At 68.8% G+C, this 19,608-nt stretch carries 18 protein-coding genes; 11 read left to right on the top strand and 7 right to left on the bottom strand.

Translation table 11 applies throughout. From position 1 onward, the window contains the following. Positions 1-5 precede the first annotated feature (5 nt). Together AC2ITM_RS02520 and AC2ITM_RS02515 are read right to left on the bottom strand one after the other, a co-directional pair. On the bottom strand, positions 6-1,109 hold the full coding sequence (locus AC2ITM_RS02520) for a hypothetical protein (protein ID WP_486468268.1): 1,104 nt from the start codon (positions 1,107-1,109) through the stop codon (positions 6-8). 64 nt (positions 1,110-1,173) lie between these two features. After that, entirely contained in the window at positions 1,174-2,253 is a 1,080-nt protein-coding gene (locus tag AC2ITM_RS02515; RefSeq protein ID WP_486468267.1) for a hypothetical protein, read from the bottom strand. 144 nt (positions 2,254-2,397) lie between these two features. On the opposite strand from AC2ITM_RS02515, the gene AC2ITM_RS02510 reads away from it, so the two are divergent. Then, on the top strand, positions 2,398-3,396 hold the full coding sequence (locus tag AC2ITM_RS02510; protein WP_486468266.1) for a P1 family peptidase: 999 nt from the start codon (positions 2,398-2,400) through the stop codon (positions 3,394-3,396). Positions 3,397-3,411: 15 nt separating this feature from the next. Here AC2ITM_RS02510 and AC2ITM_RS02505 read toward each other — a convergent pair whose 3' ends face one another. Further along, positions 3,412-4,575 (bottom strand): MFS transporter, encoded by a 1,164-nt coding sequence (locus AC2ITM_RS02505; RefSeq protein ID WP_486468265.1) that lies wholly within the window; start codon positions 4,573-4,575, stop codon positions 3,412-3,414. Between the two features lie 20 nt (positions 4,576-4,595). Beyond that, entirely contained in the window at positions 4,596-5,438 is an 843-nt protein-coding gene (locus tag AC2ITM_RS02500) for an LOG family protein (RefSeq protein ID WP_486468264.1), read from the bottom strand. A 130-nt stretch (positions 5,439-5,568) separates the two neighbouring features. Between AC2ITM_RS02500 and dapD the strand changes: the two genes are divergently transcribed. Next, on the top strand, positions 5,569-6,396 hold the full coding sequence (gene dapD / locus AC2ITM_RS02495) for a 2,3,4,5-tetrahydropyridine-2,6-dicarboxylate N-succinyltransferase (protein ID WP_486468263.1): 828 nt from the start codon (positions 5,569-5,571) through the stop codon (positions 6,394-6,396). A gap of 60 nt (positions 6,397-6,456) precedes the next feature. On the opposite strand, the gene AC2ITM_RS02490 is transcribed toward dapD, so the two are convergent. Beyond that, the gene (locus AC2ITM_RS02490) at positions 6,457-7,473 is read right to left on the bottom strand and encodes a Hint domain-containing protein (protein WP_486468262.1); all 1,017 of its coding nucleotides are present in this window, start codon (positions 7,471-7,473) and stop codon (positions 6,457-6,459) included. Positions 7,474-7,702: 229 nt separating this feature from the next. Here AC2ITM_RS02490 and AC2ITM_RS02485 point away from each other — a divergent pair, with 229 nt between their 5' ends. From AC2ITM_RS02485 to AC2ITM_RS02470, 4 genes are all read left to right on the top strand, one after another. Continuing rightward, positions 7,703-7,954, top strand: a complete 252-nt coding sequence (locus AC2ITM_RS02485; RefSeq protein ID WP_486468261.1) for a GlsB/YeaQ/YmgE family stress response membrane protein — start codon at positions 7,703-7,705, stop codon at positions 7,952-7,954. A 162-nt stretch (positions 7,955-8,116) separates the two neighbouring features. Continuing rightward, entirely contained in the window at positions 8,117-8,476 is a 360-nt protein-coding gene (locus tag AC2ITM_RS02480) for a hypothetical protein (protein WP_486468260.1), read from the top strand. 85 nt (positions 8,477-8,561) lie between these two features. After that, on the top strand, positions 8,562-9,713 hold the full coding sequence (gene dapE, locus AC2ITM_RS02475) for a succinyl-diaminopimelate desuccinylase (protein ID WP_486468259.1): 1,152 nt from the start codon (positions 8,562-8,564) through the stop codon (positions 9,711-9,713). Beyond that, the gene (locus AC2ITM_RS02470) at positions 9,710-10,162 is read left to right on the top strand and encodes a GNAT family N-acetyltransferase (RefSeq protein WP_486468258.1); all 453 of its coding nucleotides are present in this window, start codon (positions 9,710-9,712) and stop codon (positions 10,160-10,162) included. Before dapE ends, AC2ITM_RS02470 begins: the two co-directional genes overlap by 4 nt. On the opposite strand, the gene AC2ITM_RS02465 is transcribed toward AC2ITM_RS02470, so the two are convergent. Both AC2ITM_RS02465 and AC2ITM_RS02460 read right to left on the bottom strand, forming a co-directional pair. Next, a complete protein-coding gene (locus AC2ITM_RS02465; protein ID WP_486468257.1) occupies positions 10,068-11,180 on the bottom strand; it encodes a hypothetical protein in 1,113 nt (370 codons plus the stop codon). The genes AC2ITM_RS02470 and AC2ITM_RS02465 overlap by 95 nt on opposite strands. Then, the gene (locus AC2ITM_RS02460) at positions 11,180-11,860 is read right to left on the bottom strand and encodes a hypothetical protein (RefSeq protein ID WP_486468256.1); all 681 of its coding nucleotides are present in this window, start codon (positions 11,858-11,860) and stop codon (positions 11,180-11,182) included. The genes AC2ITM_RS02465 and AC2ITM_RS02460 overlap by 1 nt, the downstream gene beginning before the upstream one ends. Positions 11,861-12,148: 288 nt before the next feature. Between AC2ITM_RS02460 and rnr the strand changes: the two genes are divergently transcribed. The 5 genes from rnr to AC2ITM_RS02435 all read left to right on the top strand — a co-directional run bounded on the left by rnr (position 12,149) and on the right by AC2ITM_RS02435 (position 19,608). Next, positions 12,149-14,446 carry a ribonuclease R gene (rnr, locus tag AC2ITM_RS02455; protein WP_486468255.1) on the top strand — a complete coding sequence of 766 codons (2,298 nt, stop codon included), beginning with the start codon at positions 12,149-12,151 and terminating at the stop codon, positions 14,444-14,446. 122 nt (positions 14,447-14,568) lie between these two features. Next, complete coding sequence (locus tag AC2ITM_RS02450; protein WP_486468254.1) at positions 14,569-16,119, top strand: lytic murein transglycosylase; 1,551 nt, start codon at positions 14,569-14,571, stop codon at positions 16,117-16,119. Between the two features lie 137 nt (positions 16,120-16,256). Beyond that, positions 16,257-16,907 (top strand): paraquat-inducible protein A, encoded by a 651-nt coding sequence (locus AC2ITM_RS02445; protein WP_486468253.1) that lies wholly within the window; start codon positions 16,257-16,259, stop codon positions 16,905-16,907. Then, a complete protein-coding gene (locus tag AC2ITM_RS02440; RefSeq protein ID WP_486468252.1) occupies positions 16,886-17,524 on the top strand; it encodes a paraquat-inducible protein A in 639 nt (212 codons plus the stop codon). Before AC2ITM_RS02445 ends, AC2ITM_RS02440 begins: the two co-directional genes overlap by 22 nt. Then, positions 17,521-19,608, top strand: coding sequence for an MlaD family protein (locus AC2ITM_RS02435; RefSeq protein ID WP_486468251.1), 2,088 nt, complete (start codon positions 17,521-17,523; stop codon positions 19,606-19,608). Before AC2ITM_RS02440 ends, AC2ITM_RS02435 begins: the two co-directional genes overlap by 4 nt.

Here is a 19,608-nt window from a genome sequence, read left to right as displayed (position 1 = left end):
CCCGCTCACCGCTGGCTCAGCACCCGCCCGCCTTCACCGACGACATATTTCCGCACGCGCCCAAACCCCTGGGGCGCCTGCTCGACCAGCACCTGATAGGGCCGCGCCGGCAGCACCAGCGCCCGCGCCTGCGCGCTGACCCCCGCTTCGGTCCCCACCACCGGATCCAGCCGGAACACTTCCCGATCAACCGAGCCGAACCAGCCGTTGCGTTCCTGCACCACCCGCTCGCTCTCCAGGCTCTCCAGGGTCCAGGCCAGCGCCCAGTCTTCGCCCTCGGCGGCCCCCGCCGCCGCCAGCACCTCCGACAGGGGCCCCGACTGGCGGGTGAACAGATGCGAATGCATGGGCCCCACGTGGATACGCCGCAGCCGCTTGGGGTGCAGATCGGCGAAATCCGCATCCAGGCCCTTCGCGATGGTCAACAGCTTCAGCGCCGACAGGCTCTGGGCCGACAGATAGGCCCGCAGCTCGGCCCAGCGGGCGCCATCTGCGGGCAAGCCATTGCGGCCGCTGTCCTCGACCTCCAGCAGCCAGATCAGCGGCAGGTTCACCTGGCTGTCCCAGCTCGACCAGTGCAGCAGATAGCGCCGCCGCCCCGCCAGATCGCCCAGCCATTCGGCCTCTGCCTCGACATGGGGCCAGAACAGCCGCCCCTTCGCCAGCTCCTGCAGGTAAAGCCGCTGCGACAGCGCGAACTGCAGCCGTACCGGCACCTGCAGGGTGCCGATGATCTCTTCCAGCATCTGCCGCTTCAGCGCCGCCGCATCTGGCCCCGAGGCCAGCCGCTGCGCCGCCTGCGCCGCATCATTGGCCATGGTCATGACCTCGCGCGCGGTGGGAAAGCCGCTCTCGTGATCGTCGATGGTCAGCGCCGCCCCCCGCCCCGCCATCATGTACTTCAGCTCCAGCGCCCCGAAGGTGAACCCGAGCGCCGCCAGATGGCCCGCCACCGCGGCGCTCTCGCGCGCATCAAAGGCGCCCTCGGCCTCCATCACCCCCAAAACCCGTGGCAGATGGCCACAGATCTGCCGCATCTGCGCCAGATAGCGCCGCGACAGGGCGTTGTCCTCCAGCACCACGTGATCCCCGGCCAACGGTTCAGCCATGGCAACGCCTCACGGGATGGTGGGCGGGGCGATGCCCCGCAGGGGCGAGCGTCGCTCCCATCCCTCAGCCCCCGTAAAGATTGCTGTCGTGCTTCTCGACGATTGCGCGGAAGCGGCGGGCGAAACGCTCGTCCGCGCGCGCCTTCGCCTCCAGCACCTCGCGGGCAAAGACCATGTGGCCCTCGTGCGCCTCCAGCATGTCGGCCATCCGGGCATTGGTCGCCGCCCCGATCTGCGCCATCGCCTTCTGCGCCTCGCGGTCGGTCTCGGTGCCGATCTCGTTGATCCGGTGGGCGACCTCCTGCTGCTGCGCGGTCTTCAGCGATTTCGTCAGCGCGTCATACAGAACCACCCGCTGTTTCGTATCCGTCTGCAGCTTGTTGATCAGCACCATCTGAGTCGCCGCCTGGTTCTGCAGGCTGTCCACCCAAGTCTTGCCCTTCTCGACATAGCGCTCCAGCGTCTGCGAGCGCGCGATCTTCACCTGTTCGTCCTGCACCTTGCCGTTGTAATCGGCATTCAGCGCCGCCAGCTCGGTCTCCAGCCGGGTGCGCTCGGCGGCGTCCTGGCAGACGCCGATGCGGTTCTCCAGGTCGATGATCTTCGGATCCATCGCCAGGATCGCGGCCCGCAGCGCCTCCAGCTCGGCCACCACGGCCTCGCGCTCGGTCAGGGTGGCCGCCAGGTTCGCCCCCACCTTCTCCTTCTGGTGCTCCAGCTCGGTCAGCTGGGTCTGCAGCAGGCGGGTGATCTCGTCGGACTTGGCGATCAGGTCCTGCAGCTTGTCGTCGATCGAGGCATGTCTCAGCCGTTCCTGCCGCATCTGCTCGGCCTTGTGACGAGAGAAGATCCCCATGACCTTCTCCATCCCCGTCCGGCTGCGCATCGCGTCGAATTCCTTCGAGAACTGACCCGTCACGTCATCGAGGCCCATGATCAGCTCGGCGATGTTGGCGTTCATCTGCTCGGCATGGGCGCGCACATCGGCCAGCGTCGCCTCCTCGATCCCCGCCAGCGCCTCCGAGGCCCCGGCATCGGCGCGCGCCGCATCGATCCGCGCGGTGACCTGTGCGATGCGCTCCTGCGCCTGGCTCACCTCTTCGCGGCTGCGCCGGATCTGGGCCTCGAAATCGGACATCTGCATCTCCCTCGGTTATCTTCTGCCCATATGGAAGGTGTTAATCGGATTTACATCCCCCCCGGGGTCGATTTTCCGTGAACATCCCGCCGCCGCCGCTTGCGCCGCGTCAAACCGCTGACAAGAGTGCGCGCCGAAAGGATTTTTCCAATGACCCGGACAAACACGATCACCGATATCGAGGGATTTCTGGTGGGCCAGGCCCAGGACGCGACGGTCAAGTCCGGCGTCACGGTGCTGACCGCCGATCGCCCCTTCACCGCCGCCGTCCACGTGATGGGCGGCGCCCCCGGCACCCGCGAAACCGACCTTCTGGCGCCCGACAAGACGGTGCAGCAGGTCGATGCGCTGGTGCTGTCGGGGGGCTCGGCCTTCGGGCTGGACGCGGCATCGGGGGTGGCGGATGCGCTGCGCGAGGCGGGACGCGGTTATCAGGCGGGGCCGGTGCGGGTGCCGATCGTGCCCTCGGCCATCCTGTTCGATCTGGTGAACGGCGGCGACAAGGGCTGGGCCGAAAACCCCTACAAGGCGCTTGGCCGTGCCGCCTATGCCGCCCGCGGGCGCGCGGTGCAGCTGGGCTCGGTCGGGGCGGGGACCGGGGCCAATACCGCGGGCCTCAAGGGGGGCCTCGGCAGTGCCTCGGTGACGCTGCCGGGCGGCTACACGCTGGGTGCGCTGGTGGCGGTGAACGCCCTTGGCACCGCCACCGTCGGCGCCGGCCGGCAGTTCTGGGCCGCGCCTTGGGAAATGGACGGCGAATTCGGCGGCCTGGGCCTGCCCGCCACCTTCCCCGACCCGCACGAGGCGCTGACCAAGGCCAAGCTGCTGGGCCGCCCCGCCCAGGGCCAAAACACCACCATCGCCATCATCGCCACCGACGCGGCGCTGACCCAGGCCCAGTGCACCCGCCTGGCGACCGCCGCCCATGACGGCTTTGCCCGCGCGCTGGTCCCCTCGCACACCCCCGCCGACGGAGACCTGATCTTTGCCGCCGCGACCGATGCGAAACCGCTCGCCCGCCCCGAGGACCTGCTGGACCTGTGCCACGCGGCCTCGGTCGTGATGGCCCGCGCCATCGCCCGGGGCGTCCATGCGGCGACGCCCGCGCCGCACGATCCCTTCCCCTGCTGGCAATCGCTGCAGGGCTGAAGCGGCGGCCGGGGTCTATGCCCCGGCCAGCCCCCGCCCCCGTCCCCTTGCCCGGGCCGAAACCACATGCACCGCGGCGCCAAGCGCATAAAGCGCCAGCGCGAAGGCCAGATAGCCTGCCTCGCCCGCGGCGCCGGTCATCGCCAGCAGCACCGGCGTGCCCAGAAAGTTGCCCAGGTTGCCCATCTGCGCCAGCACGCCGTTCGACAGGGCGCGCCCCTCGGCATCGGGGTTGATCTGCGGCACGCTGGCAAAGCTGCCGCCCTGCACCAGCGCCAGCACGCAAAACAGCACCACCGGCGCCCAGGGCATCTGCGGCAGCAGCGCCAGGCACAGCGCCCCCAGGGCCGACAGGCCAAAGCCCCACAGCACCACCCGCACCGCCGGTACCCGCCGCAGCAACATCGCCCCCACCGTCAGCGAGGTCACGATGCCCGCCATCGGCAGCACCGTCATCAGCGCCTCGCGCGCGGCGGGCGGGAAGAAGGCGGGCATGACGGTCAGCGTCGCCATGTAGGTCGCCGCGTAGCAGCCAAAGCCCAGCCCCGGTGTCGCCACATAGGCAGACCGGTAGGCCGCCAGATGCCGCCGCAGCAGGCCCCCCGGCGCAAAGGACGCCTGCCCCCGCAGCGGCAGGTCCCTCGGCAGGCTGAGCCACACGATGACCGCAAAGGCCGCCATCCAGCCCGCATGGGTCAGCAGCACCACGGGCAGGCCGCCCAGGGCCAGCAGGCCATGGCCGATGACGGCATAGACCGCGAAGGCCACGCCGAAATAGGTCGACCAGATGCCAAGCGCCACGGGGCGGGCGCGGTCATCGGCGATCTCGGCCATCAGGGTGGGCGCGGCGACGACGATGACCAGATGCGACAGCCCCTCGACCACGCGCAGCGCCATCATCACCGGCAGCGGCGGCATCAATGCCTCAAGGCACGACAGCCCCGCCCCGAAAGCCAGCCCCGCCACCAGCATCCGCCGGAACCCCAGCCGCGCCACCGCCAGCCCCGCGACCAGCCCCAGCAAAACGCCCATGAGCGAGATCAGCGACAACAGGAACCCCAGCGAGGCCCCCGCCCCCGGATAGGCCGCAGCCCAGGCCGGGAACAGCACCGATATCTTGCCGAACTGCCCCGCCGCCCCCAGCCCCGCCAGGAACAGCACCGCGATGCGAAACCACATCTGCCCGCGGGATCCCGCCATCAGCCCCGGCCCGGGATGCGGCGGCGCTTCTCTCCGGTGTGTTCCCAGCTGTCGATGGCCTCGATCGCGTCCTCGGCCGTCTCGACAAAGCGGAACAGCTTCAGATCATCGGGGGAAATCGTGCCCGCCGCCGCCAGCGCGTCGAAATCGATGATGCTTTCCCAGAAACCGCGGCCGAACAGCAGCACCGGGATCTGCGCCATGCGGCCGGTCTGGATCAGGGTGATCGCCTCGAACATCTCGTCCAGCGTGCCGAAGCCGCCGGGGAAGATGCACAGCACCCGGCAGCGCATCAGGAAATGCATCTTGCGGATGGCGAAGTAGTGGAAGTTGAAGCACAGCTCGGGCGTGACCCATTCGTTGGGCAGCTGTTCGTGCGGCAGCACGATCGACAGGCCGACGCTGCGGCCGCCCGCATCGGCCGCACCACGGTTGCCGGCCTCCATCACGCCGGGGCCGCCGCCGGTGCAGACCACCCAGTCGGTGCCGCCCTCCGCCATCGAACGCTCGGTCATCAGCCGGGCAAAGCGGCGCGCCTCGTCGTAGAAATGCGCCAGCTTGCCCAGCCCCTCGTTGCGCGGCGTCTGGCCGGGCGCGGGAATGCGCGCGCCGCCGAACAGCACCACGGTCGAGCGGATGCCCGCCTCGTCCATCGACAGCGCGGGCTTCAGCAGCTCCAGCTGCAGGCGGACGGGACGCAGGTCGTCGCGGGCCAGGAAATCGTCGTCGGTGAAGGCCAGGCGGTAGGCCGGTGCCCGGGTCTGGGCCGTATCGGGCAGATGCCCGGCCTGGCGGATGTCGTCGCGCGCGTCGCGGAACTGGCCATGGGTGTCGTCGCTCATCTCGGGCCTTTCATTGTCAGTCCCCCTGCGTAACCCGGCCCGCATCCCGACACCAGTGCGCCCGCAGCCCGTGATTGCGCATGCTGGCCGTGCTGGCTATAGCGGTCGCAGACCGAAACGAGGAAATCCCATGTCCAACGCTCAGCTCGAAGCTGCCATCGAAGCCGCCTGGGAGGCGCGCGACACGATCACCCCCGCCACCACCGGCGAAACCCGCGAAGCCATCGAGGACACGCTGAACGCGCTTGATTCCGGCGCCCTGCGCGTGGCCGAGAAACAGGCGGACGGCAACTGGCACGTCAACCAGTGGGCCAAGAAGGCCGTGCTGCTGGGCTTCCGCATCAAGGACATGGAACTGCACGACGGCGGCCCGCAGGGGTCCGGCTGGTGGGACAAGGTCGACAGCAAGTTCAAGGGCTGGGGCGACAACCAGTGGAAGGCCGCGGGCTTCCGCGCCGTGCCGAACTGCGTCGTGCGCAAATCCGCCTTCATCGCGCCCGGCGCGGTGCTGATGCCGTCGTTCGTGAACCTGGGCGCCTATGTGGACAGCGGCACCATGGTCGACACCTGGGCGACCGTCGGCTCCTGCGCGCAGATCGGCAAGAACTGCCACATCTCGGGCGGCGCGGGCATCGGCGGCGTGCTGGAGCCCCTGCAGGCCGGCCCCGTCATCATCGAGGACAACTGCTTTGTCGGGGCGCGCTCGGAAGTGGCCGAGGGCGTCATCGTCCGCGAGGGCTCGGTGCTGGGCATGGGCGTGTACCTGGGCCAGTCGACCAAGATCGTCGACCGCGAAACCGGCGAAGTCTTCTACGGCGAGGTTCCCCCCTATTCCGTGGTCGTCGCCGGCACCATGCCGTCGAAGAACGGCGTGAACCTTTATTGCGCGGTCATCGTCAAGCGCGTCGACGAACGCACCCGTTCGAAGACCGGCGTGAACGAGCTGCTGCGCGACTGATCGTCCGCCAGCCGTGACAGGAAGGGCCCGGGCATCGTCCCGGGCCTTTTGCATGGCCGATCAGGCGACGGCGCCCAGATCCTGCGGGACCAGCGGGCGCGGCACCAGCCGGGCGGGACGGCGGGGCTGACCGGCCAGCAGGGCCTGGGCCTCGGCGCGGCTCAGCAGGGTGCCGCAGGGCTGCGCCTGGGGCTGGCCCGGCAGCGCCTGCGGGGCACAATCCAGCGCCCCGGCGATCTGCGCCAGCGCGGCGGGCGCCAGGCTTTGCAGCGCCATCCCTCCCAGGAACAGGCTTTCGGCCTCGAACCCCTCGGCCAGCAGCACCGCGTGGCGCGGCAGCAGCAGGTGGTGATAGCTGAGCGTCCGGGCGCCGCGGGCGATGCGCACCCCGGGCTGGCCCAGCAGCGCCCGCGCCGGGGCCAGCAGGCGCCGGCTGCCCGCCTCGGCGATCACCAGGCGGTGCTGCGGCGACACCCGCAGTTCGCGGAACGGCTGGCCACGCCCCAGGGCACCGCCGCGGATCACGATCGGGCGCAGCGCCTCGGGCAGGTCGCGGTGATGCGAGGCACCGGTCCAGATCACCGGCAGGACCTCTCCGCGGGCGGTCAGGACGTGCTCGGCGGGGCGGATCGCCTCGACCGGGACGGGGCCGCGCGGGGTCAGGATGCGGGTGCCGGTGCAAAAGCAGACCGGCGGCGTCAGCGTGTAGTCCACCTGCGCCACATCCAGGATCAGCGCCACCATGCCCGCCGCACTGGGCAATCCATCGGGGAACGAGAAATAGATCTGCCCGGTGTCGTCATCCGAAAAGATCAGCACGTCGACCGCATCGCCGATGCCGACCGTCGCCCCCAGGGCGCTGATCCCGGCCTGGGCGGTGCCGCTGCCCAGATAGGTCACGTCGTTGCTGCCAAGCGTATAGCCCTGCCCGACGACAAAGCTGTAGCTGCCCGTCGTCAGCGTTTCCGACGTCGGCGCGGAATAGTCACCCAGCACGATGGTGCGGGGTTCAGTGAACAGCTGCGCCACCAGCAGGGCGCCGTCGTATTCGACCGAGGTAACCGTCAGATCGACCATGGGTTTCTCCCGATGGGACACGGGATCAAGGGACCATGGGCCCGCACCGGAAGGCAGATCCGGGCGCGCTCCGCACGGCCCCCTTCCGTGCGGTTTCAATCAACTCTTCCGTATTTTTGGTAAACACAACCTTAACACGAATTAGGGGCAAACGGAACCTCTTTGGGCACGCTGGCGTTGTCATGATATCCCGCCCGACGAGGCGGCCAGACATCGAGAGGATTGACCAATGGAAGGACTGGGCTGGATCGCCGCCATCATCGTCGGTGCCATCGCCGGCTGGATTGCCGAGAAAATCATGAACTCTGACATGGGGTTGATCCTGAACATCATCCTCGGGATCGTCGGGGCCGTGGTGATGAACTTCCTGCTGCTGGCGATCCTCGGATCGACGCTGGGCGGCTGGTTCGGCCAGCTGATCGTTGGCGTCATCGGCGCCTGCCTGCTGATCGCCCTGTCGCGCGCCTTCCGCAGGGTGTGACCGGATTGCCGCCAAAACAGGTGAATGAAACCTGAAAAGGTATATCTGCAAAGAATCATATGCGATCGCCCGTGCCCCCCGGTGCGGGCGATCTGCTATCCGAACGCCCCCTTTACTTTGGGCCCGCGATCTGGGACAGCCGCCGCAACCACGGAGGCCCAGATGACCAAGGACAAGACCCCCCGCAAGCACCAGGTCTACACGCTGCTGGTCGAGGTCGGCCGCCGCGAGGGCGACGGCCTGCCCGAAGACAGCACCGGGGCCGCGCTGATGTGCTACGCCTCGGGCGTGGACGAGGCCGAGGCCGTCCGCGAGACCGTCGCGATCCTGAAACAGGCCGATCTGGCCCCCCTGGACGTGTCGGGCTACGGCAGCCTGGAAGAGCGTCTGGAGGAAGGCCACGACATCCCCGAGGAAGAGCGCGAGCTGATGCAGCGTGCCCTCGACGAGAACTCGGTCGTGGTGGCGCAGATGACGCCCTTCTACGACGATGCCGGGGAACCGGGCGAAACCGTTCATTGACACTGACGTGAGAGCCTGCCGGCGGGCCGGGCCTTTGCTTCGGGTCTGAAAGGCGCTAGCCCTGCGCGTCAAAGGAGAGTCCCAGATGTCGCATGCCCCCGTCGATCCCGTTGCCCTCAGCGCCGAGCTGATCCGCTGCCCCTCGGTTACCCCCGTCGAAGGCGGCGCGCTGGTGCTGCTTGAAACGCTGCTGTCGGGGGCGGGCTTCGACTGCACCCGGGTTGATCGCAACGGCACGGCGAACCTCTATGCCCGCTGGGGCGAAAAGGGGCACGCGCGCAGCTTCGGCTTCAACGGCCATACCGACGTGGTGCCCGTGGGTGACGAGGCCGCCTGGACGGTCGATCCCTTCGGCGGCGTGATCCGGGACGGCATCCTGTGGGGGCGCGGAGCCACCGACATGAAGACAGGCGTTGCCGCCTTTGCCGCCGCCGCCGTCGATTTCGTCCGCCAGACGCCCCCCGATGGCGCGATCATCCTGGCCATCACCGGCGACGAGGAAGGCGATGCGCTGGACGGCACCATCGCGCTGCTGGACTGGATGGAAACCCGGGGCGAAGCCATGAGCCACTGCCTGGTCGGCGAACCCACCTGCCCCGAGACCATGGGCGAGATGATGAAGATCGGCCGTCGCGGCTCGATGACCTGCTGGTTCACCGCGACCGGCAAGCAGGGCCATTCGGCCTATCCGCACAAGGCGAAGAACCCCCTGCCCGCCATGGCGCGGCTGATCGACCGTCTGGCCAGCGCGACGCTGGACGAGGGCACCGATCATTTCGACGCCTCGACCCTGGCGGTGGTGCAGTTCGACACCGGCAACCGCGCCACCAACGTGATCCCGGCGCAATGCAAGGCCGCCGTCAACATCCGCTTCAACGATGCCCATAGCGGCGCCGAACTCAGCCAGTGGCTGAAGCGCGAGGCGCAGGATGTCAGCCGCAACTTCGGCATCCAGATCGACTGCGAGATCAAGATCTCGGGCGAAAGCTTCCTGACGCCTCCGGGCGAGCTGTCGGATCTGGTCGCGAAATCCGTCGAGGCCGAGACCGGCGTTGTGCCGGTGCTGTCGACCTCGGGCGGGACGTCGGATGCGCGGTTCATCAAGAACCACTGCCCGGTGCTGGAATTCGGCCTGGTCGGCCAGACCATGCACCAGGTCGACGAACGTGTGCCCGTCGAACAGATCACCCAGCTGAAGGGCATCTACAGCCGCATCCTGAAAGACTATTTCGCATGATCCCCGGCCTGCGGATCGAAGCGGTGGCGGATCCCGCCGCCTGCTTCGCGCTGCGCCGCACCGTCTTCATCGAGGAACAGGGGTTCTCGGAAGCCGACGAATGGGACGCGCTGGACGCGGGCGCGGTGCACCTGCTGGCCTGCCAGGATGGCGTGCCCCTGGGCACCGCGCGGCTGCTGGACGAGGGCGCGGATGGCCGGATCGGGCGGATCTGCGTGGCGCGTGCCGCCCGCGGCACCGGCCTTGGCGCGGCGCTGGTGCGCGCGGGGATCGCGCAGCTGGCCGCGCGCGGCCACGCCCGCATCGTGCTGGGCGCACAGGTTCAGGCCATGGGCTTCTACGAACGGCTGGGGTTCACCACCAGCGGCCCGGAATACGACGACGGCGGGGTGCCGCATCGCGAGATGGCGCTGGTTCTGCCGCGCTCTCCATCGCCCGTTCCGGCATGACCCCAGAGGCGGGCAGGAAGAGGACGGGCGCCTCCTGCTCGGCCTCGATGGCACGCAGATAGGCCGGACCGGAATGGCCCCGGGCGATCAGGTCCCGGGTCAGCAGCGCGCGGCCATGCAACCCTCCGACGCTCTCTCTCAGGCCCGCAACCAGGGTCTGCGCCTGCGGCAGCACCCTCTGGCGCAGCGCGGCGCGGTCCTCGAACGCGATCCCTGCGGCCACGCGACGCGCCAGCCCATCCGCCCCGAGCGGCCGCAGCAGCGCCATCAGATCCTGCGCCTGACGGGCCGACAGGGCGGCGGCGACCTCAAGCTCTCCGGCCTCATAGAGAGCGCGCAGCCCGGCATCCTGGCACAGGGCCAGCGCCGAGACGATCAGCCAGAGCACCTCAAGATCCTGTGTCGCAAGATCGGCCTGCTGCAATATCTGCCCAAGTCGCGTGGTCAGGCCGGCCTGCACGAGGTGCAGTTCCAGCTGCAGATCCTGCCCGAAGCTACCGGGGTTCCTGCGCAGTTGCAGCAGATCCACCTGTTGCAGCAACGCCCCCAGCCGGGCGAGGAGGTCGCGCAACGCGTCCTCGCGGCGGTCGCGGGTGATCTGGGCGATCTCCTCCGACAGCCCCGAGAGCACCCGTTGCATCGCCTCCAGCCGCTGCAGCATCATCGCGAAGCCCGCCACCGAAACGCCAAGGTTCACCCCCGAAAGCGCCAGCCCCGCCACCTGCATCCCCTGCAGGACCCCGAGCGTCTGCTGGATCGCCGAAAGCTTCTGCGTGATCTGCACGTTCTGCACGATGCTGACCGCCTCGAGCGGGTTGAAACCGCTGCCGAGCAGATTCAGCCCCGAAGATCCCGCCTGCCCGGCCAGCTTCGCCAGCGCGCCGGTCTGCTGGACATGGCCGACGATCTGGCCGGTGGCGCTGTCCTTCAGCACCGCGTTGAACAGCTGGTAGGCGCCGGCTTCATACCCGCTCATCAGGTGCTGCGGAATAGTGTAGAGCATCGGTTCCAGGGCCATCAGCCGTCCTTTCCGCGCAGGGGTGCGGCCAGGACCTGGGCGCGCACATTGTCCTGGATGTTGTTGAGCAGGCTTTCCTCTCCGGGTGCCCCGGTGCGCCCGAAGACCCAGAGGCGGGCGGCGGCGATGCAGCGCGCCTCGAGCATCTGCCAGGGCTTGCGGGCGTTCAGCCCCAGCACCGAGACCCCGCCCAGCCCCAGCAGCCCCGCCCCCGCCAGCCCCGCCATCAGGATCGGGACGCTGACCGTCGAGGTCGAGAAGAAGAACAGCACGGTCGAGGTCTGCACCGCCGCCGAAAGCGCCATGCTGCCCGCCGGCACGGCCGCGGCCGCCAGCGCGCCCCCCAGCAGCATCGGCGCCACCGCGCGCGCCGCAGGCACGAGACCGCCGCCGACATCGGGATCCGGGGGCAGCAGGATGTGGTGCCGGGCCAGATCGCGCTCGGCGCGGCGGAGGGCCTCGGCGGTCTGCTCCAGCGCCCAGGTGTCGAAGAGGGTCTTCAGCGGCGCCTTCAGCCCGCGCGAGAGCACCGCCCTGCGGAAGGAACTGGCCGCGACCAATGCGCGGATCTGCGTTTCGAGATCGGGGAAGGCCGCGTCGAGCTGGGCGGAAATGGCGATGGCCTGCCCCTCCTGCCAGTCCCAGGCGGCAAGTTCGGCGAAGAGATCGTCCTGGGGCATCTTCGGGCTTTCCTGGGCGGCTCACACCAGTTTGCGGCACGGCGGGGCGGAGGCAACGGGAATCTGCGGGGCGGACCTGCGGAGGCGGGCGGTATGCCAGGGGGGTGCCTGTGCGGGATGCACCGGCCTGATGCGGGAGGGGCCGTGCGGGGGGAAAGCGGGCCGGGGGCGCTGCCCCCGTCGCGCGGGGCGCGCGACTCCCCCGAGGTATTTGGAACAAGAAAATGGAGAGGGGGCGGCGCTGCTTTTCGCGATGACCAGGGTTCGGCGGCGTGGTATGGCGGCGCTATGGCACAGCTTCCCTCCCGGCAGGAGATCCTTGACTGGATCTCTGCGCATCCGACCCAGACCGCAAAGCGCGACATCGCCAAGGCCTTTGGCATCAAGGGCCAGGCCCGCATTGACCTAAAGCGCCTGCTGAAGGAGCTGGAGGCCGAGGGCGTTTTGGCCAAGCGCCACAAGACCTATCGCGACCCCGACCGGCTGCCGCCGGTGTCGGTGCTGCAGGTCAACGCCCCCGACCGCAATGGCGATCTGACCGCCAAGCCCCTGGAATGGCAGGGCGAGGGCCCCGAGCCCGTGGTGCATCTGGTGCTGCGCGAGGGCGATCCGGCCCTGGGCGCCGGCGACCGGATCCTGGGCAAGGTGAGCCTGATCGAGGGCGAGAATGCCTATGAGGCGCGGCTGATCCGCAAGATCGGTCACAACCCCACCCGCATCCTGGGCGTGTTCCGCAAGGGATCCGAGGGCGGGCGCATCCTGCCCATCGACAAGGGCCAGGACAAGGAATGGCTGGTGCCCGAGGGGCTGACCCATGGTGCAAAGGACGGCGAGCTGGTCGAGGCCGAGCTGGCCGGGCCGAAGGCGCGCATGGGCCTGCCGCGGGCGCGCATCGTCGACCGGCTGGGCGATCCGACCGCCCCCAAGGCCGTCAGCCTGATCGCCATCCACCAGCACGGCATCCGCGATGCCTTCCCCGATGCCGTCATCGAGGAGGCCGACCGCATGAAGCCCGCAGGCCTTGCCGGCCGCGAGGATCTGCGCGAGATGCCGCTGGTGACCATCGACCCTTCGGATGCACGCGACCATGACGACGCCTGCTATGCCGAGGCCGATGACGATCCGAAGAACCCGGGCGGGTTCCTGCTGTGGGTCGCCATCGCCGATGTGGCGCATTACGTGACGCCCGGATCTCAGCTGGATCACGAGGCGCGGCAGCGCGGCAACTCGACCTATTTCCCGGACCGCGTGGTGCCGATGCTGCCGGACCGGCTGTCGGGGGATCTGTGTTCGCTGCATGAAGGGGTGCCGCGCGCCTGCATCGCCGTGTGCATGAGGATCGATGCCGAGGGCCGCAAGCTGTCGCATACCTTCCACCGCGGCCTGATGCGCTCGGCCGCGTCGCTGTCCTACGAGGAGGTGCAGGCCGCCATCGACGGCCAGCCCAACGACAAGACCGGGCCGCTGCTGGAGGACGTGCTAAAGCCGCTCTATGCTGCCTATGCCGCCCTGCGCACCGCCCGCGAGGCCCGTCAGCCGCTGGACCTGGACCTGCCGGAACGCCGGATCGAGCTGTCGGACGAGGGCCAGGTGACATCGGTGCGCTTCCGCGAGCGGCTGGATGCCCACAAGCTGATCGAGGAATTCATGGTGCTGGCCAACGTGGCCGCCGCCGAGACGCTGATCGCGAAGAATTCGCCGCTGCTGTTCCGCGTGCACGAGGAACCCAGCCCCGAAAAGCTGGAGGCGCTGCGCGAGACCGCCGATGCGGCGGGCTTCCGGCTGGCCAAGGGCCAGGTGCTGAAGACCGCCCATCTGAACCGCCTGCTGAACGAGGCCGCCGGTACCGACCAGGCGGAACTGATCAACATGGCGACGCTGCGTTCGATGATGCAGGCCTATTACGCGCCGATCAACTTTGGCCATTTCGGCCTGGCGCTGCAGAACTACGCCCATTTCACCAGCCCCATCCGGCGTTATTCCGACCTGATCGTGCACCGCGGGCTGATCAACGTGCACCGCTGGGGCCAGGACGGGCTGTCAGCCGAGGATGTCGAGCGGCTGGAACACACCGCCGGCCATATCTCGGAGACCGAGCGCAAGTCGATGATGGCCGAGCGCGACACCACCGACCGCTACCTGGCCGCCTATCTGAGCGAGCGTGTGGGCAATGAATTCACCGGCCGGATCAGCGGCGTGGCGCGGTTCGGCGCCTTCGTGCGGCTGGATGAAACCGGGGCCGACGGGCTGGTGCCGATCCGGTCCCTGGGATCCGAGTTCTTCCACTTCAACCGCGAAGAGATGACCCTGATGGGCGCCGATACCGGGATGCTGGTGGCGCCGGGGATGCCCGTCACGGTCAAGCTGGCCGAGGCCGTCCCCGTCACCGGCGGGCTGGAGCTGGAGCTGATCGAGCTGGACGGCGCCACGGTCTCGCACGGGCCGGCACGGCGCGGCGGGCGCCGGAAGAGCTATGGCAAGGGCGCGCCCGACCGGCCCGGCACCACCCGCGTCAAGCCCAAGCTGGTCCGGCAAAAACGCAAGGACAGCAAGACCGCCAAGAAAGCCAAGCGGACTCGCCCGTAGAAACGGGCGGGTCACCGCAAAGGTAAAAATTCGATTGCCGCAATGCTTTGGATTTCGGTTTTTTCGGTTTAGGATCGGAAAAAATCAAAACGAAATCCACGAGCAGCCGGATTTTTACCACCATGCGTCACATCCTTGGGGTGACACCCTTCCTGTTCCTTCTTCTGCCCGAAACCGCCCTGGCGCTGAACCAGGCGCCGGTGGATTCCCTGCGTCCCCGGTTGCGGCCGGCCGTCTCGGCCGCGTCGAGCGGGGATGGCGCGGCCATCGCCGCCGCGACCATGCAGCAGCTGGGGATTGCGCCCGCAGCGCGCACCCAGGTCATGGCCGGGCCCGTGCCGCGCAAGATCAACCCGAAGGCGCCGCCGCAGGGCCTGGTGCAGCTGGCCGCGGCCGAGGCACCGGCGCGTTCGGTCGTGCCGGTGGATGCCTACAGGGCGCTCGCCGCATCGGGCATCGACAGCCCCGATGAAAGCCTGCGCCCGCGGCCCCGCCCTGCCCTGCTGCGGCAGGAAGACCGGGTACCGGAGCCCACCCAGGTGATGCAGGCCTCGGCCGATCCGAGTTTCAACCAGTGGCTGCGGGGCTTCCGTGGCCGGGCGATGGCGCAGGGGATCTCGGGGGCGGCCTTCGACCGGGCCTTCCGCCATGTCCAGCTGATGCCCGATGTCATCCGCAAGGATCAGAACCAGGCCGAATTCACCAAGGGCATCGGCGACTACCTGTCGAGCGCCGTGTCCGACACCCGCGTTTCCAACGGCCGCCAGTCCTACCGCGAGCAATCCCGCACCCTGGGGGCGATCCAGAACCGCTATGGCGTGCAAGCCCAATATGTTGCGGCCATCTGGGGGATGGAATCCAATTACGGGACCCACCGGGGGGATACCCCGCTGATTTCCGCCATGGCGACGCTGGCCTATGAGGGCCGCCGCCGCGCCTTCTACGAGGCCCAGCTGGTGGCGCTGCTGAAGATCGTCCAGCATGGCGACACCACGCCGGAACGCATGGTGGGGTCCTGGGCGGGGGCGATGGGGCACACCCAGTTCATGCCGACCTCCTATCTGGATTACGCCGTCGACTTTACCGGAGACGGGCGGCGCGACATCTGGTCGGACAATCCCGCCGATGCGCTGGCCTCGACCGCGGCCTATCTGCACCGCTTCGGCTGGCAGCCCGGCCAGCCCTGGGGGATGGAGGTCCAGCTGCCGCGGGGCTTTGACTATGGCCTGGCGAACGGGCCCAAGAAATCCGCCCGCCAATGGGCCGCGCTTGGCGTGCGGCCGGTGTCGAAGCAGCTGCGCGACTATGGCCCGGCCAAGCTGCTGATGCTGACCGGCGCCAATGGCCCGGCCTTCCTGGTGTTCAAGAACTTCGACGTCATCAAGCGCTACAACAACGCCGACAGCTACGCGCTGGCGGTGGGGCTGCTGGGCGACCGTATTGCCGGCGCGGGCCCGCTGTCGCGCGACTGGCCGCGCGGCGAACGCGGCCTGACCCGCAGCGAGCGCAAGGAGATGCAGGTGCTGCTGACCCGGCGCGGCTATGACACCGGCGGCGCCGATGGCATCCTGGGCGGGCGCAGCATTTCGGCGCTGCGCGCCTATCAGCGCAGCATCGGCGCGGTGCCCGACGGCTTTGCCTCGTACACGGTGCTGGAGCGGCTGCGGCGCTGACGCAGCGGCATTTTCTTCCGCGCGCCCTTGGATTGGCGCGCGGGACTGCTACCTTGCCAGCGGGGTGCAGGGTCGTGCAGCATGGTCCGCAGCCACCCGAATGTTGCGCAAGGACCAGGCCTCGGCCTCAGCCCCCGATGACAGAAGATCCCCCGCACCCCGACACCGCCCCCGCGCTGGCGCTGGACAGCCTGATCGCCTGCCCGCGCTGCGATGCGGTGTTCCATGTCGGTGCGGGTCCGCAGGTCAACCAGCGCGCCACCTGCAGCCGCTGCCACCACGTGCTGATCGCGCCCCGGCAAAGCGCCGGCAAGCGGATCATCGCGGTGGCGCTTTCGGTGCTGTTCCTGGTCTCGGCCGCGACGGTGACGCCGTTCCTGTCGATCTCGACCAACGGGTTGTCGAACCACAGCTCGATCCTGGATGCGGCGCTGTCGTTCAGCGCCGATGGCGGCCTGCTGGCGCTGTCGCTGTTCCTGATCGCGCTGATCGTCTTCTTTCCGGCGCTGCGGGCGCTGCTGGTAATCTACGTGCTGACGCCCCTGGTGCTGAACCGCGCCCCCTGGCCGCAGGCCGCCCGCGCCTTCCGCCTGGCCGAGCGCCTGCGCCCCTGGTCCATGGCCGAGGTCTTTGCCGTGGGCTGTGCCGTCGCCCTGGTCAAGATCGCGGCGCTGGCGCGCGTCGACATGGGCCCGGCGTTCTGGCTGTTCGCGATCCTTGTGGTGCTGGTCGTCGTGCAGGACACCCTGATGTGCAGGTACACGGTATGGAAACGCCTGGAGGGCTGAAATCCGCCCGCGAGATGGGCCTGGTGGGCTGCACGCGCTGCGGCCGGGTTTCGGCTGCGGGCACGCGCGAATGCCCGCGCTGCGGCCACCGGCTGCGATCACGCGATCCGATGGCGCTGCAAAAGGTCTGGGCCTGGTGGCTGGTCGGGCTGATCTGCTACCTGCCCGCCAACATCTACCCGATGCTGCAGACCCGCACCCTGGTCATGACCCAGGAAAACACCATCGTCGGCGGCGCGCTGGAACTGGCGCAGCACGGCAGTTGGGCGATCGCCGGGGTGATCCTGGTGGCCTCGGTGCTGATCCCGGTCGGCAAGTTCGCCATCGTGGCGCTGCTGGCGCTTAGCCTGCGGCACCGCGCCCGGCTGTCGCCGCACCGCCGGATGCAGCTGTACGAGATGGTGGAATACATCGGCCGCTGGTCGATGATCGACGTCTTCGTCGTCGCCATCCTGTCCTCTCTCGTCCAGCTTGGCAGCGTGGTTGCCGTCAAGCCGGGCCCGGCGGCGCTGTATTTCGCGCTGTCGGTCATCTTCACCATGCTCTCGGCCCAGGCCTTCGACAGTCGGATGCTGTGGGACCGCGACGCCAAGAACGGAGCATCGCCCGACGCATGAGCACCGAGACCCCTCCGGAGATCCACGTCACCAGCACCCGCAAATCCCTGTTCGAGCGCGTCTCGCTGGTCTGGGTGGTGCCGATCCTTGCGCTGGCCATCGCCCTGGGCGTGGCCTGGCACAACTATTCCCAGCGGGGTCCGGTGATCCAGATCGCCTTCGACAGCGCCGAGGGCATCAAGGCCGGCGAGACCGAGCTGCACTATCGCGACGTTGCCGTCGGCGTGGTCGAGAAGGTCGGCTTTTCCAAGGGCCTCGACAAGGTCGTCGTCTCGGTCCGGCTGAACAAGGACGTGGCGGATTACGTCGATGACAGCGCCAGCTTCTGGGTGGTCCGCCCCGAGGTCACGGCGCGCGGCGTCTCGGGGCTGGGGACGGTGCTGTCGGGGGTCTATATCCAGGGCCTCTGGGACAGCACGCCGGACGGGCTGAAAAGCACCTTCCAGGGCCTGTCGCAGCCGCCCCTGAACAGCGAGGGCAAGCCCGGGCTGAAGATCCGCCTGCGCGCCGCCGCCGATGGCGGGCTGACCGGCAACACGGTGATCGAATACCGCGGCATCGAAGTGGGCCGCATCGGCCCGGCCACGGTGGCCGATGACGGATCGACCGTGCAGGCCGATGCGATCGTCTTTGCGCCATACGACAAGATGGTCACCTCGGCGACGCGGTTCTGGGACACGTCGGGCTTCTCGTTCTCGCTGGGGCCGAATGGTGCGGCGCTCGACATCTCGTCGGTGGCGACGCTGCTGCAGGGCGGCGTCAGCTTCGAGACCGTCGCCTCGGGCGGGCAGGAAGTGAAGCCGGACACCGCCTTCACCGTCTATCCCGACAAGGATTCCGCCAGCTCCTCGGCCTTCGGAGAGGATGCCGGCCCCGCCGTCACCCTGACCGCCTATTTCCCCGAGAACGTCGCCGGCCTGTCGGTCGACGCCCCCGTCGCCATGGGCGGGCTGCAGATCGGCAAGGTCACGGCGATCAGCGGCATCGTCGATCAGAAACGCTTTGGCGACAACGACATGCACATCGCCGCCACGCTGGAGCTGCGGCCCTCGAAGATGGGGCTGAAGGATGACAGCATCGACGCCACCCTGACCTATCTGCAATCGCAGGTGAAGGAGGCGGGCCTTCGGGCGCGGCTGGTGACGGCCTCGATCCTGACCGGCGGGCTGAAGGTCGAGCTGAGCGAGGTCCCCGATGCCAAGCCCGAGACGCTGGACATGAAGGGCGATCCGAACCCGATCCTGCCGACCGCGCCGGGGCAGATCTCGGATGTGACGGCCAGCGCCCAGGGCATCCTGGACCGCGTGTCGTCCCTGCCGATCGAACAGCTGATGAGCAGCGCCATCAACACCCTCAACAACATCTCGGCGCTGGTGGGCAGCGACGACACCCGCGCCGTCCCCGGCGAGATCCGCGGCCTGCTGGACGACACCCGCAAGGTCATCGGATCGGAAGGCGTGCAGAAACTGCCCGGGCAGTTGTCGTCGGTGGCCGACAACCTGAACACGCTGCTGGACCAGGCGCAGCACCAGGAGATGGTGAAGAAGGTCGTCGACGCGATCCAGGGCGTCACCGATGCGGCCCAGGCCTTCAGCGGCGCCGTCACCGGCGTGCCCGCCCTGATCCAGAGCCTGAACGGCATCGCCGCCAATGCCCAGAACGTGCCGCTGGACCAGCTGGCCGACAGCCTGGACGGGCTGATGAAGACCGTCGACGGCTTCCTGCAGGAATCCGGCACGAAGGAACTGCCCGGGCATCTGTCGCAGGCGCTGGACCAGCTGCGCGACACACTGAAGGAGCTGCGCGAGGGCGGCGCGGTCGACAACCTGAACGACACGCTGGCCTCGGCCAATGATGCGGCCAAGAATGTCTCGAAGGTATCGCAGGACCTGCCGGCGCTGATCGCCAATGCCCAGACGGTGCTGGCCGAGGCCTCGAAGACGCTGAGCGGCTACAATGCCCGCGATGGCGTCGGCCGCGATGTCACCGACACGCTGCGGCAGGTGCAGCGCGCCTCGGACGCGATCTCGGCGCTGGCGCGCGAGCTGCAGCGCAACCCCAACTCCCTTCTGTTCGGACGGTAA

The organism is Pseudooceanicola sp. NS-SX9 (genome assembly GCF_057380705.1).
The sequence above is the reverse complement of the archived record's forward strand: the minus strand, read 5'-3'. Positions and strand labels throughout refer to the sequence as shown.